Origin of the sequence: Pseudomonas sp. Z18(2022) (genome assembly GCF_036346535.1) — a bacterium.
GTDB classification, from domain to species: domain Bacteria; phylum Pseudomonadota; class Gammaproteobacteria; order Pseudomonadales; family Pseudomonadaceae; genus Aquipseudomonas; species Aquipseudomonas yamanorum_A.
The window spans coordinates 228,630-243,125 of sequence record NZ_JAOTOA010000001.1 but is presented as its reverse complement, the minus strand read 5'-3'; the positions used below and the strand labels follow the sequence as shown (position 1 = coordinate 243,125).

General features: G+C 56.7%; 14 protein-coding genes and 1 pseudogene. 2 read left to right on the top strand and 13 right to left on the bottom strand.

Features of this window, described 5'->3' with window-relative positions; genetic code table 11:
• Positions 1 to 87: 87 nt before the first annotated feature.
• Entirely contained in the window at positions 88 to 1,290 is a 1,203-nt protein-coding gene (locus tag V3W39_RS01020; protein ID WP_330212006.1) for an acyl-CoA dehydrogenase family protein, read from the bottom strand.
• A 156-nt stretch (positions 1,291 to 1,446) separates the two neighbouring features.
• On the opposite strand from V3W39_RS01020, the gene V3W39_RS01015 reads away from it, so the two are divergent.
• The gene (locus V3W39_RS01015) at positions 1,447 to 1,929 is read left to right on the top strand and encodes a hypothetical protein (protein WP_330212005.1); all 483 of its coding nucleotides are present in this window, start codon (positions 1,447 to 1,449) and stop codon (positions 1,927 to 1,929) included.
• A 659-nt stretch (positions 1,930 to 2,588) separates the two neighbouring features.
• Here V3W39_RS01015 and V3W39_RS01010 read toward each other — a convergent pair.
• From V3W39_RS01010 to V3W39_RS00960, 12 genes and pseudogenes are all read right to left on the bottom strand, one after another.
• Positions 2,589 to 3,623, bottom strand: a complete 1,035-nt coding sequence (locus V3W39_RS01010) for an aromatic ring-hydroxylating dioxygenase subunit alpha (protein ID WP_330212004.1) — start codon at positions 3,621 to 3,623, stop codon at positions 2,589 to 2,591.
• Positions 3,624 to 3,680: 57 nt separating this feature from the next.
• Positions 3,681 to 4,646 (bottom strand): fumarylacetoacetate hydrolase family protein, encoded by a 966-nt coding sequence (locus tag V3W39_RS01005; RefSeq protein WP_330212003.1) that lies wholly within the window; start codon positions 4,644 to 4,646, stop codon positions 3,681 to 3,683.
• 581 nt (positions 4,647 to 5,227) lie between these two features.
• Positions 5,228 to 6,058, bottom strand: a complete 831-nt coding sequence (locus tag V3W39_RS01000) for a protocatechuate 3,4-dioxygenase (RefSeq protein ID WP_330212002.1) — start codon at positions 6,056 to 6,058, stop codon at positions 5,228 to 5,230.
• 24 nt (positions 6,059 to 6,082) lie between these two features.
• On the bottom strand, positions 6,083 to 6,391 hold the full coding sequence (locus V3W39_RS00995) for a hypothetical protein (RefSeq protein WP_330212001.1): 309 nt from the start codon (positions 6,389 to 6,391) through the stop codon (positions 6,083 to 6,085).
• 236 nt (positions 6,392 to 6,627) lie between these two features.
• Complete coding sequence (locus tag V3W39_RS00990; protein ID WP_330212000.1) at positions 6,628 to 7,881, bottom strand: NAD(P)/FAD-dependent oxidoreductase; 1,254 nt, start codon at positions 7,879 to 7,881, stop codon at positions 6,628 to 6,630.
• A gap of 37 nt (positions 7,882 to 7,918) precedes the next feature.
• Positions 7,919 to 8,236, bottom strand: a complete 318-nt coding sequence (locus tag V3W39_RS33695) for a 2Fe-2S iron-sulfur cluster-binding protein (protein WP_442968385.1) — start codon at positions 8,234 to 8,236, stop codon at positions 7,919 to 7,921.
• Positions 8,237 to 8,563: 327 nt separating this feature from the next.
• A pseudogene (locus tag V3W39_RS00985) lies at positions 8,564 to 8,712 on the bottom strand (AlpA family phage regulatory protein); the annotation flags it as partial.
• Positions 8,713 to 9,006: 294 nt separating this feature from the next.
• Positions 9,007 to 10,125 (bottom strand): NAD(P)/FAD-dependent oxidoreductase, encoded by a 1,119-nt coding sequence (locus tag V3W39_RS00980; RefSeq protein ID WP_330211999.1) that lies wholly within the window; start codon positions 10,123 to 10,125, stop codon positions 9,007 to 9,009.
• Between the two features lie 32 nt (positions 10,126 to 10,157).
• Positions 10,158 to 11,003 carry a pirin family protein gene (locus V3W39_RS00975; protein ID WP_442968384.1) on the bottom strand — a complete coding sequence of 282 codons (846 nt, stop codon included), beginning with the start codon at positions 11,001 to 11,003 and terminating at the stop codon, positions 10,158 to 10,160.
• Between the two features lie 13 nt (positions 11,004 to 11,016).
• Positions 11,017 to 12,072, bottom strand: a complete 1,056-nt coding sequence (locus tag V3W39_RS00970) for an Atu2307/SP_0267 family LLM class monooxygenase (protein WP_330211997.1) — start codon at positions 12,070 to 12,072, stop codon at positions 11,017 to 11,019.
• A 56-nt stretch (positions 12,073 to 12,128) separates the two neighbouring features.
• A complete protein-coding gene (locus V3W39_RS00965; RefSeq protein WP_330211996.1) occupies positions 12,129 to 12,530 on the bottom strand; it encodes a DoxX family protein in 402 nt (133 codons plus the stop codon).
• Between the two features lie 34 nt (positions 12,531 to 12,564).
• Positions 12,565 to 13,179 carry an FMN-dependent NADH-azoreductase gene (locus tag V3W39_RS00960; RefSeq protein WP_330211995.1) on the bottom strand — a complete coding sequence of 205 codons (615 nt, stop codon included), beginning with the start codon at positions 13,177 to 13,179 and terminating at the stop codon, positions 12,565 to 12,567.
• A 138-nt stretch (positions 13,180 to 13,317) separates the two neighbouring features.
• On the opposite strand from V3W39_RS00960, the gene V3W39_RS00955 reads away from it, so the two are divergent.
• Entirely contained in the window at positions 13,318 to 14,220 is a 903-nt protein-coding gene (locus tag V3W39_RS00955) for a LysR family transcriptional regulator (protein ID WP_330211994.1), read from the top strand.
• The last annotated feature ends 276 nt before the right edge of the window (positions 14,221 to 14,496 follow it).

Sequence of the window (14,496 nt, the reverse complement as noted above, 5' to 3'; positions counted from 1 at the left end):
CATTCCGACGCGCCGCTCATGGTGAGACAAAGCGTCAGTCTGCGATATAAATCAACCGTTGGATCGATATCGCAGAAACAGTCTTTCTCAGCCCACTTGGGACTGCTGGAGGGAAGTGTCTACCAAGCTTTCCGCGTAGGCCGCGTAGAGCGAGATGTTTCCGGACTGGTGTTGCGCAACACACCGAACATCTCGCCAGCGCCGCTGCTGGATGTTCGTCATATATATTGAGCCACTGCCAGAGAGATCAATTATTTCGTCCATAATGCGCGGGCACTCGTGGTGCAGCAGGGCGTTCGCAGCGCCAAGCTTGGCCGCTTCTTGCTCTGTCACGTCGCGCTCTTGCGCCGCGCACATATCTAGAGTCGCAATACATTGCCGGTAGAGCGCTTCCAAAGCGTCGAATCGGACGGCAAGCTCTCCAAAGCGTGATTTAAATACCGGTTCATCTCGCATCAGCACTGCCGGGTTGAATGCCGGTTTGCGGTCTAGTGAATTGGTTGCCAATTCAACGAGGGCCGCCTTTACCGCACCAATCAGAACGGCGCCATGGTAAGAGTCCGTCGCAACGGGGAGGCGGATTCGGTATAACGGTGCATCTATGTTCGAGGGACCCCAGAGCGGGCCTTGCCTGTCCTCGGCGATGAATACGTCATGCATCTCCAAGTCATCACTTCGGGTGCCACGTAGGCCGACTGCATCCCAGGTTGGGATGACCTTCACATGCTCATGGGAGACCAAGCCAATACGGAAATCCGGTTGTTTACCGTCCGCACCTTTGCGCAACCCATTTTCGTCTCGGATGAAGAATCCGACGCTGACCCACTTGAACTCCCTCGCCCCACTCGCAAGCGGCCAGCGCCCGGAGAGCCTATACCCTCCTTCAACCGGGACAGCAAGGCCCTTTGGGGCCAGCGCACCTTTGGACCAAGTGTCCGGCCCGGCGGCGTAGTACGTATCCAATGTCTCGCGAGGTAAGCGAGCAGTGAAGTACTGCGAGCCGATAGCAATCATTAAATGCCATGCCACGGACGCGTCTACGGCGGCGATCTTCTCGATGACTTCGCAAACTTCGGACACCGACATTTGCCCGCCACCGTAATGTGCGCTAAGCGCCATACGAAAAGCACCTGTTGCCTCTACTTTTTCTAGGAGGTCCATAGGCACAGCGCAGTTTTTCTCTATTTCTGTAGCTCTGGTGGCAATTTCAGAAATCAATGCGGCCACTTTTGAGAATACAGAGTTTTCATGAAGGCGAATAACGGCAGCTTTATTAGACATGTTGTTCATCATCGATTCTCCTTGCTGGAGGTCAAGATTCAAAAATGATACTAGACCTTTATTGTGTTTTGTCCATATTGATGCTCGCTAAGCATTAAGTCAAGCGGCGTATTCTTGTCACTGCCAATGTAAAACCGCCCCCTGGCGCCGAGGCTAATATGACCCTTGGGCGATCAAAATGGCTTTTTAGCTGCCCTGGTGTTGGCCCAGGCGCAGTCAGTGGAAATCAGGGTATTGGCCCGTCAGGGAGTGGCCATCAAAACTATCGCACCCTTTCTCGGGTTCTCGCGTAACACCATTCGCGGGTATCTGCGCGGTGAAGCGTCGCAAACGCGTTATTCGATGTGGGCAACGCACCGGGGCAGGCTCGACGTCTTCAGCGCGTCTCTTCGAGAGCTCCTAGACGCAGCCCGGTCGCATTGGATTCAGCCGACGGTACTGCTTCGCGAAATCCAGGCGCAAGGCTATGCCGGTGGCGCCAGCCGGCTCAAATCCTGGTTGGCGCTGTTCAAGCGCCCGCTTCACGACCCGGCAATGCGCTTCGACACTTGGGGCCAGCAGGGCCGCGACCCACTCGAGGCCTTCGTCGCCGCGATTGTCTACAGCCGCGCCGCTTTGGTGCTCGCTAGGTTAGCGATGCCTGGCTGAACGGTTTGCGTGAGGCCTTAGCCTATTTCGGCGGGGTACCGGAGGAGGCGCTGTTCGTCAGCGCGAGCGCAATCAACCATTTTTGCCGAGCGATCGGTCGAATGACGTTATCGACGAGATTGACATCCAATGTGTAACTCACCGCTCACCGCGACAGCGTCCGGACGCCGCTTAAGGCTGTTATCCATGGATTTGTCCGGCCAGCCGTCGTTGGTCACACCTTAATGAGTCGACTGCAACCAATCGTGCAGCATTTGCAACTTGGGTCTGTTTCTTGGCGCGCAATTGTTGTCGCTGTTTATGTGTCGAGGTTCCCGCCGCGTCCTCCATCTCGTAAAGCTCGGCAATCCTTTGCCACACCTCGGCGGCCACAGGGTCTGATTGGCCACATGCAGATCGAAGAACTTGCGCCGTATGTGGGCCATGCGGCGGACTTCGGTGACCTCCAAAAGCCAGCAGCGTCGTGAAATAGGTCGTTGCTGCGCGGTACGCACCCACAGATGTGCTGTCGCCGATGAAGCCCTCCCGTGGTCAGACAGGTGCGGGTCGATGCTGAGGTCAGGTTGTCACGACGGCAAACCACCGATCGGAGGTTATGCCATCGTTGTTGTCAACGTGCCAAAGCGAATCGCGAACTTCACGATCATGACGATACGGCTTTATTCGGCGGCAACCGCAGGCACATCCGGACTCTGCTGTTCTTGCCGGATCAATTTCGCCAGATGTCTCCGGGCTCGGATCGGTCCGAGGTCCGTTTTGAGGATCGCGGGATCATGTTCCATTAAATCCCTATCCCCTAGAAGCCTTTGTTGCGCCTCGATGATTGGAATATCCTCGTTCTGGAAAATCGACAGAACTCCATCGCGCATCGCCTGTGTAAGTTCGCCGTTCGCAGGATCGAGGGGTTGGCCGCCGCGAATGAAATAGTGTGTGCTGGTCTCCGTCTCCGGGGTAAGCATGTGGGCGCTGGGAAGCAGAATACAGTCATCGCCACTGTAGTAATCCACCTGGAGTCGGATCAGCGAGGGCGCATCCCACCGTTCGACTTGGATCGTTTTGCCGATCGTCCCAAGCGAAGGCTTGAGCTGCGCCATGATGGGCAGAATGTTGTCGTTTTCTGCGATGTTGACGATTGTGATCTGATCGCCTTGCTGGGTCACCTTCTGTTCATTGCGCCCCGCCCAGCCGTCCGAAGACAGGAAGGGATGCAAAAACTCTGCGTGGGTCAGGTCAAGCAGATTGTCGACCATCAGTTGATAGTTCGCCTTGCAATGAAGAACGCCAGTGAACCAGCCCATACTGTCGTCGTTGCGGTCGGAATAGTTTGGAATCAGTGTGGGATCAGCCCTATCGGCTTCACCCATCCAGATCCACAACAGCCTGTGGTTATCGACGATCGGATAGGTCTTCAGCTTGGCGCGGGGCGGAGCCACTCCGCCCAGAGGCATGGAGACACAGGCGCCCGTGCCGTCGAAACGCAGTCCGTGATAGGGGCACTGGATCGTGTCCTCGATAACTTTTCCCTGGTTGAGGGGCGCCATGCGGTGGGGGCAACGATTGTCCATCGCGACCACATTGCCGTCCGAGGTGCGATAGATCAGCACCGGCTCATTGAGCAAGGTTCGTGCGAATGGCTTATCGGTTGCTTCTTCAGCGTGTCCCGCGATGTACCAGCAGTTTCTCAAATAGGCCACTATATCTCCTCCCAGAGATGAATGGGGTGATGCTTCACCTCCAACCCGCGTTCGGATTTAGAACTGAGCGACACCTTCGGATGCCACGGTATTAATCAGAGAGCCGATAGATGCGACCCGTACCTCTACAGTATCGCCTTCCTTCAGGAAGACTTGTGGCTTACGTGCCATGCCGACACCCGGAGGCGAGCCCATGCTGATAATGTCGCCTGGCGCGAAAACATAAAACTGCGAGAAATACGACACCATCTCGGCCGGCCCGAACACCAGATCTTCCTGAGTAGAGGACTGCATGATTTCACCGTTTACCAGGGTCTCCATGTGATATGTAAACGGCGACGAGAGCTCGTCCTTGGTTACGATCACCGGTCCGATCGGTGAGAATGTAGGATAGTTCTTGCCGAGCACATTGCGTTCCCATGCCTGAGCGGTGGGTGCAGGGCCCTTGGCGGTAACGAACGGGATCACATATTCGCGCGCCGAAACGTCATTCATGAGTGTGTAGCCGACGACATAGTCGAGCGCTTCCTCTACCGAAACGCGGTGGCAACGTGCGCCAATGACGAGACAAAGCTCTCCTTCCCAGTCCAGCATATGGCCATGACCGGGGGGCGGCACGATAGCCGAGCCCGAAGCGGAAAGGGCGCTTCTCACTTTGTGGAAGGCGCAGGGGTAGCTAGGCGGCTGGTCGCCCATTTCATTCAGGTGTCCGTGCGAGTTCATCGACCCTGAAAGCACGAGATCCGGATCGGGTACGACCGGTCCTAGAATGATCTTGCTAAAGGGTACCAAGGCAGCGGCCGACACAAGGTGTTCGCGCGTCTCAGGATCGGCGACGAGGGCTACGATGCGCGCGATCAACGACAGGGTATCGGCCCCTCCGGCCAGCAAGGCGGTCATCCGATCGGGAACATCGCTGGCGAGGGCAATCACTTCACGCGCGACAACAAGGTCGAGCACATCATCGCCGACAGCTACGCTGGGATGAAAGGTATCCCCTACACAAACGGTTAGCAGCTTCATCAAAATCCTCCAAAAGCAGTTTCCCACGCTGTGCTGCGTGGATTCTTATCATGACCCAGGTCCAGCCCGGGGTGAGTTCTCGTCGATCAGGCACTATAATAGCAGTTATAATAAGTGTTCTCTATGCTAAATATGGACAAATTATAATTTTATGGATCTTGTGATCGAAGTGCCCTAGACGCCCTGACTGTGCACTTCAGGAATGAGCCGATGTTTTACGAACCTGACAAGAATGACCGTAGCCTTCTGGTCAACCCCTTCAAATCGACGGTGACCCTGGCCGATCAGCCAGATCAACAACAACGGATATGACCCTGCCTATGAGATGTTTTCCGCAGGCGGCGACCTTCAATGCTGTGGTCGTAAGGAAGCGTTGGTCAATGCGATGGTATCGGGCGAATTCGTCAGCAATGTCGGAGAGTTCGGCGCCATGCAGGAACTGAAGATACGTGAGGTCAAGCAAGTTCTCGATCAGCAGCGTGTATTTGTCAAGGGGGGGCGGGTGTCGCCCTCAGCAAAGTGTCAGTCGTCGACTTCGACTTCGGGAAAAAGGATGTGTGTAAGGTCACCGATCAAGTGCGTTAGGTTAAACGCCCCATTTCCATGTAAGCGCAGCTGCCAAGCCACTCATGGACCGCCTCGTAGGCGATGAGCTTGCCGGTGCAGTTGCCAAACGCGCCGAGCATACAGAGGTAGTTCTTGATCTCCCAGCCGCCGTTACCGCCCGCATTGAAAATGTCTTCGTCGGAGATGACTGCGAGCGCCTCGACGTCGCCGGATTCGAGGTGCTTGATCACCAGCCTGTCCCAGACCTCATTGAGCTGATTCATCTGCGCATTGCCAGGCCAGTGAGCGATGCCGCCGCTGGCGAACACCGCAACCCGTTCGTTGCCACTCCATGCGTCGACCGCGTCCGCTATCGAACGTCCAATCTGGTAGCAGCGACGGCTGTCGATCAAGGGGTCGACGCCGGTGTTCAAGTAGACCGGGATCATCCGGACGCGCTCCAGCGGACGAATCACATGGTGGTATGGCACGAACACTGAGTGGTCCACCGTCAGTGATTTCGCGACCGCCCAATCGACGCCGTTGCGGTGGCCGTAACGCATGATGTGCTGGGCCAGCGGCTCATTGTTGGCGATACGGCTGCGTGGAACGGTGAGCCAGGGCTCTACCGGCCCATACAGGTCGCCGATGCCGATCAATACCGAAGGGATGCACTGCGGACCAAATAGCGTGTAGTGGTCGTCACCGACCACGATGACGGTGTCGACCTCTAGCTCGGTCAGGCGGCGCCCGATGGTTGCGAAGGCGTCCCAGCAGACCTGACGCTGCTCTGCGGAGGGCGCATCCGGCATTACACACATCAATGGTACGTGCGGTACGATGAATCCCGAAACGATAGTTGCCATGCTTCTAAAGCTCCTTGCGCGTGTTTATGTTGGGTTGTGTGCGAGGGCAGCAGAAGTCGCCAGGACCGCAGGCTCTTCCGTCATGCCCATCTTGACTAGGTATTCGTCGCGCTTCTCGATGCCGTAGACGGCCGTGTAGCACAGCAGCAGCAGCATCGGACTGACGCCACGTTCGTGCATCGCACGCACTTCCCAGTTCAAGATGTCCGAACGGTCCTGTTGCGACATGAAGTACTCGTCGAAGAGGCTTTGCGCCTCGGTCTTGAAACGCTGCATGTGACCTGCCTTGTATGCGAGGTCGTACAGAAAAGCTTCAATGGTGAAGCTGCTCATAGGTGCTCTCCCGAAGCTTGTGTCTCATTGCCGAGTACCATTGCGCCGCGCAGTTGATCCTCCTTTTTCATTTTCAATAGCTTCATGTCAATGTTGGCCTCTTTTGAGTGTGTTGCAGGGTCATTGCCGAACGTTAGGCAGCAAAGTTTGACCTGGATGCAAGTTACAAATTTGACTTCGAGGTAACCACCTCCAATTCAAGACGGCGTTGGCAATGTGCGCGGCTTTGTTATAGCTCATTCCGAGGTGACGTCCGAAAGCGTCCCAACGAGCGTCTTCAGTGGGATCGATACATCGCTCAAGTCCTGTGTTTTGGCTGCCACACGACCTACGACGAGCGCTTTTCCCTGCACGTAATCTTTGGCGGCGTTCACACAATCCAGCGCCACCACTCGACCCGCTTTCAGATACACCAGCGAGAACGAACGGTCTTCAGGGTTGCCCCGCAATACTACCTGTTCGTATCCGGTGGACAGGCCTACCGTCTGCAGATGCAGGTCGTACTGGATGGACCAAAACCAAGGCACGGCGCGGTACGGTTCGGGATTACCGATGATCGCCTTGGCAACGCATAGAGCCATATCGTGGGCGTTCTGTACCGATTCGAGCCGTATTTCCGAGTAGTCGGTGAACACGTTGGTATGCAGCGCGCAATCGCCGATTGCGAATACGTCCGGCAACGAGGTCTGTCCGTACTCGCCGACTGCGATGCCGTTGCCGCTTGCAGCACCGGCCGCTCGCAGAGGCTCGACTGAAGGGACAATACCGATGCCGACGATGACCATATCCGTCGCAAACACCTCACCGCTGGCGAGCCTCACGCCGATGGCGCGGCCAGCGCGTCCCTCTATGCACTCAACCTGCTCGTTCAGCCGGATATCAACGCCGTGGGCGCGGTGCTCTGCCTCATAGAACCGTGACAAGGGTTCGCCGGCGACCCGTGCTAGTACCCGGTCGAGCGCTTCCAGCACTGTCACCTGCTTGCCCATTTTTGAGAGCGATGCGGCACATTCCAGTCCGATATAGCCGCCGCCGACCACTACCACCCGCATCGTTGTGTCGATCTCGGCATGCAGATTGTCCACGTCGTCACGCGAGCGTATGGTGTGGACGCCGGCGAGATCATACCCAGGGCATTGGAGTTTTCGCGCTTGACCGCCAGTGGCCCAGACCAGTTGGCGGTAACCGATTACGCCGCAATCGTCGGTTGTTACGCGGTGCGCCGATGGATCGATCGAGACGACTCGAAGACCGCGCAACAAGTCCACCCCCCGATCGACCCAGAATGCCTCCGGCCGAATTAGGATGCGGTCAAAGGATTTGATACCGACAAGATAGTCCTTCGACAACGGTGGCCGCTCGTAGGGGATCTCGGGATCGTCGCCAACGATGGCTATCGAACCTTCAAACTTGAGTTGCCTCAAAGCTATCGCCGCTTGTGCGCCGGCATGGCCGGAGCCGACAATCAATACGTCGTAGGTGATAGTCATGGAAATTGTTTCCTTAGCGTTCGGTTAGCACGGGGCATCAGTCTTCGGGTGCGAGCGTTACTCGCAATCCGTCGAACTGTTCCTCGAATTGGAGCTGGCATGACAAGCGCGACCTGGCGTTTCGATAGCTCGAACTCTCAAGCAGAGCGTTCTCGTCCTCGCCGAGCACAGGGAGGCGATCCACAAACGCTTCGTCGACGAAGACATGGCAGGTTGCGCACGCGCAACAGCCTCCGCATAGCGCCCGCATTTCATCAACGCCTTGGTCCCGCATGGTTTCCATCACGGAACGCCCCGGCTTGGCCTCTATGGCTGTCTCTTCTCCGCTGCGGGTCGTAACCCAGATTTTCAACACAGGGGAAGTCCTCTTTCGTTCCCATAGGCGCCCGCTTTGGGAGGCTTTCCAATGCCGGCCCCAAGGGGTGATACGTCTCTCGGTTCAGCCCACCGCAGCAGCCGATCCGATTTATTGGACATATTTCTCATTATCGATTCTCCTCGCTGGAGATCAAGCGTAAAAAATGAAACAAGATCGTTATTGTGTTATGTCCATATTGTTGCTCGCTGAGAATTAAGTCAAGAGGCGCAGGTGTAGAGGTGAGAAAATACGTATCCCGAAGCTTCTGACATCCTGAACGCTAGCTAGACATTTCCTGCAACGCAGGCCTTTAAGCATGCTGGCCCCTAGGTGCTCAACGATCCACTGCTCGATTTCCTGTGAGTCCCAGCCTACCGCACTCAATCCAATGCATTTGGCTGGCGGGAACTTACCTTCTTGTAGATATGCGCACGTTTGAAGCCGGTTTTCCGCTCCACCTCGTCGCGACGCATGATGCGGCGTTCGACCAGTGGTTGAGGTGTTCCAGCAATTAAGGTGGGGGCATGAAGGTCACTCCTGGCGCCGATTGGCGGGTTAGGAAGTGACCAGGATTCAGTACCAAAAAATGAGACGAGTCATTGCAACGCTAGGTGACTGTTCGACCTGCAAGCGCTGCACGAGCAGAGTGACGTTTTCTGTTACGCCTACAAATAACTCAGATGGAGAGGTTCCATTCTTACTTGGTGCACACGTTTTATTTCGTACGCCTGCTTCAATGTTATTACTTGGTGTGCTTGCTGGTTCGGTTACCTGAGATCTAGAGCTTTACGCGACATGCCCACAAGGAGGTCATGCGATTTGATTTTGCGAGCCAGGAACGATATGCGGAATTGCCCGAACGGCACTGACGTTAAGCCGTCAGTGCGCCCCAAAGAGACGATCATCAGTTTTCCGGAGCCCTTGCCCGGCAAAGCTGGCTTGTAAGGCTTCAGTTTGGTTTGCGAAGGTGTTTCGGCCGCGATCAGGCGCTTGAGGTTACCTACTACAGACTTGACGTGAAGCCCTGCAACGATCGCCAGCCTGTTCTCAGGTAGGTTGGTCACATCGCCTACAGCGAAGACCGTTGGATGACTGGCTACACGCAGGTATGAGTCGACTTTGACCAGGCCGTTGGCTTGAACCGCATCCGGCCAGGAGTCGGCGACAAAAGCGGTTGCCGGACGGATCCCCGCTGCCCAGATAATCGCGTCTGCCGGTAGGATTCGGCCGGTGCTGGTGATCACTTTGCCATCCCCGGGTTGCTTGCTTACCGACGGTGTCGTGACGGTTTCACCGAGCACCAGATTGACACCCTTAATACGCAAGTACTTTTCCGCCCAGCCAGCAAACTTGCTTGGCGCTTTGTCGAGTACACGACCTTCGCCGTGGACGAGCGTCACCTCAACATTTGGCAAGCTTTCGCGCAACTCAGCAGCGGTCTCCACGCCGACTGGGCCTGCACCAACAACCACGACAGCGCGCGCGGTGCGTAACCGCTTGTTCAATGCCAGAAGCTCTGCGGCTCTCTGTAATTCAGTGGGTGCCTGCGCCTTAATAATAGGGTCTAACGACGCTGAACCGGTGGCAATTACCGCATAGTCGAAGGAGAGGGTTTGCTGACTACCATCCGCTAGAGCTACTTTGGCACTAGCGTCATTCAGCGCCGTGACCCGCCCCTGTAAATGCTGAGCAGAACCGATAAAGCTGGCGTACGGTATCCGTGCGGCCAGAGCGTCCGGTTCCACCAGTAGGCGTGGAACGGCCATGGGGACTTCCCAGTAGGTCTTGGGGTCAACCAAAGTGGTGTCGGCAATATCGCGCAGTTGATAGGCAATCTGATGTCCTGCTGCGCCGCCACCGATAACGAGAACTGATTTCTTGTCCATGCTGCTTCCTTCTTGATGGAGTTACGAGAGGTTCAGCGCGATGCAAGTGCCGCAAACGCGGGGCTGCGCTGCAGGCTCGCGATCGTGCGCTCACCTTCGGCCAGGGCAGCCGCGCTGGTGTGGACGGATGAGGAGCCATTTACAAGAGGATAGGGATGTTTAGCCGCAGACCCGATTACGAATTCGGCTTTGCCTTGCGCGACGATGTCGATAGCGCCACGCCCTTCAGCGAACACTGCCAGTTCCCGTTCGAGCACGAGCCCACCTGTCTCCAGCTTTCCAGCATTCGTCGCCAGCCAAGCGATTTCGTGATCAGGCGCTGGGTGGTAGGACCATCGTTCACCATCGGCCAGTCTCACGTGCAGGTAGGTAATCGACGCCGGCGCAGGGATCGGGCTCTCCTTGCCCTGGTAATTGCCGAGTAGGATGCGGGCTGGACCATCGCGCTCGATGCGATCGGCCTCGAAGTAGAGGCTTTCCGCAGGGGCAAGCTCCAGATGCGGAGGCAATGCTACCCACAGCTGGAAGCCTCGCATAAGGCTCCCAGGCGAAGGTTCGCCCGCGTGCCAGACGCCGCTGCCCGCTCGCATCCACTCCACCGATTCGTTGGCCATAGCCCCGCGCTTGCCGGTGGTATCGCCGTATGTCATGTGTCCTTCGAAGAACGCTGTGAGTGTGGCAATGCCTGAGTGTGGATGAGGCACGAAGCCGCGATCACCCGAATGTGAGAATTCGAACAAGTCCAGGAAAACGAACGGCTTGAGATGCTCGCCCAAGTCGCTCGGGCTCATGAGCCGGGTAATTGGGCCCAGGCGATGGCCTGGCGTGCGGAACTGAATAGTCCGGAGGGGGCTTGCGTTATCGTGGGAATGTGTCATGACAAATATTCCATCAAGTCGCGGAGGTGATTTTGCTACTGGCTGAATCACGGAGCGCGGGTGCGACCTCCGTCCCGATCAGTTCTATCGAACGAGCCATCACCTGCGGCCCAGCATTGGCCGCGCTCATCTGGAATGCCAGTCGGTCGATGCCACCAAGCGTGTCCGAAATGGCGTGGGCCTTGGCGATGACTGTCGTCGAATCACCGATTAGAAAGGCGCCCGACGGACTGCAGGCTGCATCGAACTGTGCACGTGTGACGGGACCCCATCCGCGCTCCTTGCCAACCTGCGTGAACGCATGTAGCCATCCAGGGTAGAATGCGTTCTGGGCAGCGCTGGGCGTATCGGCCAAAAAACCGGTGACATGTACGCCTACCTTCAGTTTTTCTAACGGGTGACCGGCCTGGAGTCCGGCCCGGCGATACATATCTATTAAGGGACGGAAGCGCGCTACGTCAGCTCCGATGATCGCCACCATCAACGGCAGTCCGGCGGTACCGGCGCGAGCGAACGATTGCGGTGTCCCGCCCACGCCCACCCAGACCGGCAGCACGTCCTGCATTGGCCGAGGATAGATACCCTGGCCGGTCAGTGCGTGGCGGAACTTTCCCGACCAAGTAACATGCGTCTGGCTGCGGAGTCGCTGCAGCAGCCCCAACTTTTCGGTGAAGAGCGCGTCGTAGTCATCCCGAGCGTGCCCGAACAGTGGATAGGCCTCGGCGAAGGAACCTCGGCCTACGGTGATCTCAGCGCGGCCCTGCGAGAGCAAATCCAGCGTGGAGAAATCCTGGAATAGCCGGACCGGATCGGCCGTGCTAAGCACGGACACGGCGCTGGTTAACTTGATCCTGCACGTACGGGAGGCAGCCGCAGCCAAGATCACCGCCGGCGAGGCATCGACGTAGTCCGGACGGTGATGCTCGCCGATACCGAATACATCAATACCAACGTCGTCGGCGAGCGCAATTTCATCAAGCAAAGCTGCGAGCCGTTGCGCTGGGCTGGGCACGCGCCCGCTAGCTGCATCGGGAAGTAGCGCTGCAAAGCTGTGGATACCGATCTCCATATAGTTTCCTTAATGGGGCATTCGTCGTTGCCAATGTGGTGAAGACAGAAATAGATTTAGCTGCGCTTGAGCAGCCTAGTAATGCTTTGCCGGCGCAGGTAGGCAATTGCGGACGTAATCAACAGGAGGACAATGGCTGGGGTTGGGTTACCCCCGATAATGAAAATGTGAGTCGCAATACCAAAAAGCATCGTAATAGCTAGCAACAATCCACCAAAAGCTGCAGACGCTGGAGCTAGCAGCGCCAACGCTCCCGCTATCTCAACGAGCCCAGTGGCGATACGGAACCATTGCCCAATACCAATCTGGTCAAAAATGCCCACCATCATCGGAACGCCTGCGAGCTTGGCCGTCCCGGCTGCGAGAAAAGCGGCTGCCGCAATTAGTTGCAACACCCATGATGCAATTCGAAGTTTTGTACTGGTTGATGCTGAAACGGCCGTCAAGCTTGTGTTCATAAGTTCATGCTCGTGATTTAGGAAGGGCAAACGTTTAGGCTCGGATTGCATCAATTTCAGCTTTGGCCTGACTTAGGGCTGTAGCTTTGGCTTCATCGCCGAGCGCGAGGCCTTCGGCACGAACGATGGTCACTTCGCTTAAGCCAATGAAGTTCAGCGCAGCGGTCAGCAGGCTCTCTTGGTGATCCAGTGCGGCCAGTGGGCTTGCACCGCTATAAATACCGCCGCGGGTCGAAGCGATGAACACCTTCTTGCCTTTAGGAAGCAGGCCCTCAGGACCATTCACCGTGTAGTGAAACGTTCGTCCAGCGACCAGCACGCGATCCAGCCAGCCCTTGAGCTGGCTCGGGATGGAAAAGTTATACATCGGCGCACCAATGACGATGACATCGGCGGCGAATAGTTCATCGATGTAGGCGCCGCCTTGGGCGATGTCCTGACCTAATTCGGGGGAGGCCGGCACGGCGCCTTGGAAGACGGCGAGGTGGGCGGGACTAAGATGCAGCAACGCGTCATCGACCAGATCACGGACAACAACGGAGGCGCCGGGGTACAGTGCAACCTGTTTGGCGACGATTTCGGCTGTGAGGTCTCGGCTGGCGGAGTAGTCGCCCAAGATACTGGCACTGATGTGAAGAATGCTGGTCATGCTGGCGCTCCAATCGAAAAAAAGGGAGGTTGCTAATTGGCTGTAGACGCGCCAGCATGATTTCATTGCATAATGCATCTGAATAGACGGTATATTCTTATGGATTGGATCTGAATATCAGATACATTTGGAGGTCATATGCTTGACGGTGTATCGCTGGACCAACTGCGAACATTCGTCGCCGCCGTGGATGAGGGCAGCTTCTCCGCTGCAGGGCGTCGGTTAGGCCGCGCACAATCAGCGATCAGCGAACTGGTGCGAGGGCTGGAGCAACAGTTGGGGGTCTCGTTATTTGATCGCGTCGGTCGTTATCCGCAATTGACTTCCGCTGGCACTGCGCTTCTTGTGCAGGCACGCGACGTGGTGGCCAGTGTCGATGCCATTAAATCGCGAGCCAAGGGCATGGCAGCCGGTCTGGAGCCCGAACTTTCGGTTGTTGTTGATGTATTCTTTCCGATCGAGGCGCTTGCTGGGGTGGCCAAGGAGTTTCGTGAGCAGTTCCCGGCTGTGCCGCTGCGCGTTTATGTGGAAGCGCTGGGGGCCACGTTCCAACCTGTGCTTGACCGGCAGGCCAGCGTCGGAATCGTCGGATTCCTGCCGGTGACTCCGCCAGGAATCATCACTGAGCCCCTGGTGAACATTGCCTTTGCCATGGTGGCTGCGGCTGATCACCCCTTGGCCGCTCTGCAAGGCCCAATTCCCCACAGTGAACTCGCCAAGCATATCCAACTCGTGTTGACCGACCGGTCCGAATTGTCGAAAGGTCGTGACTTCGGCGTGTTCTCACCCAAGACCTGGAAACTTGCCGACCTCTTCGCCAAGCGCGCGTTCCTGCTCAATGGCCTAGGTTGGGGAGGCATGCCGTTGCACACGGTACAGACAGACCTCGACAGTGGCCAACTGGTGCGGCTTCATATCGAGGAAGAACCTGCTGGTGGCGTGAGCATGTTGATGTCTGCCGTCTATCGAGTGGACGCTCCTCCTGGACCAGCAGGTCGCTGGCTCATTGAGCGCGTCATTGCTTGTTCGAAGCATCATTAACAAATTGGATCAGTTAAGGTAAAGCCTGAGCTCCTCCGTGTTTTTCCCCGGCAGCCTGTTTAAAATTTAAGTTGTGAAGACAACGGGGTGCATGATGGAGCCGTGGGTTCATGGGACCATTGACTGAGGGGGCCGTTTTAGCTTGGATGTGGACAGTTCTTTAAGTCTGAAGCGGTCCCAGAGTCAGTAGCTTTTCTGTAAGCGTAAGAGCACATCGGAGTTCGGCTGTCGCTCAAACAGAAGCAGGCTACGTGTCCTCCCTTAGAAAGCGGAAAT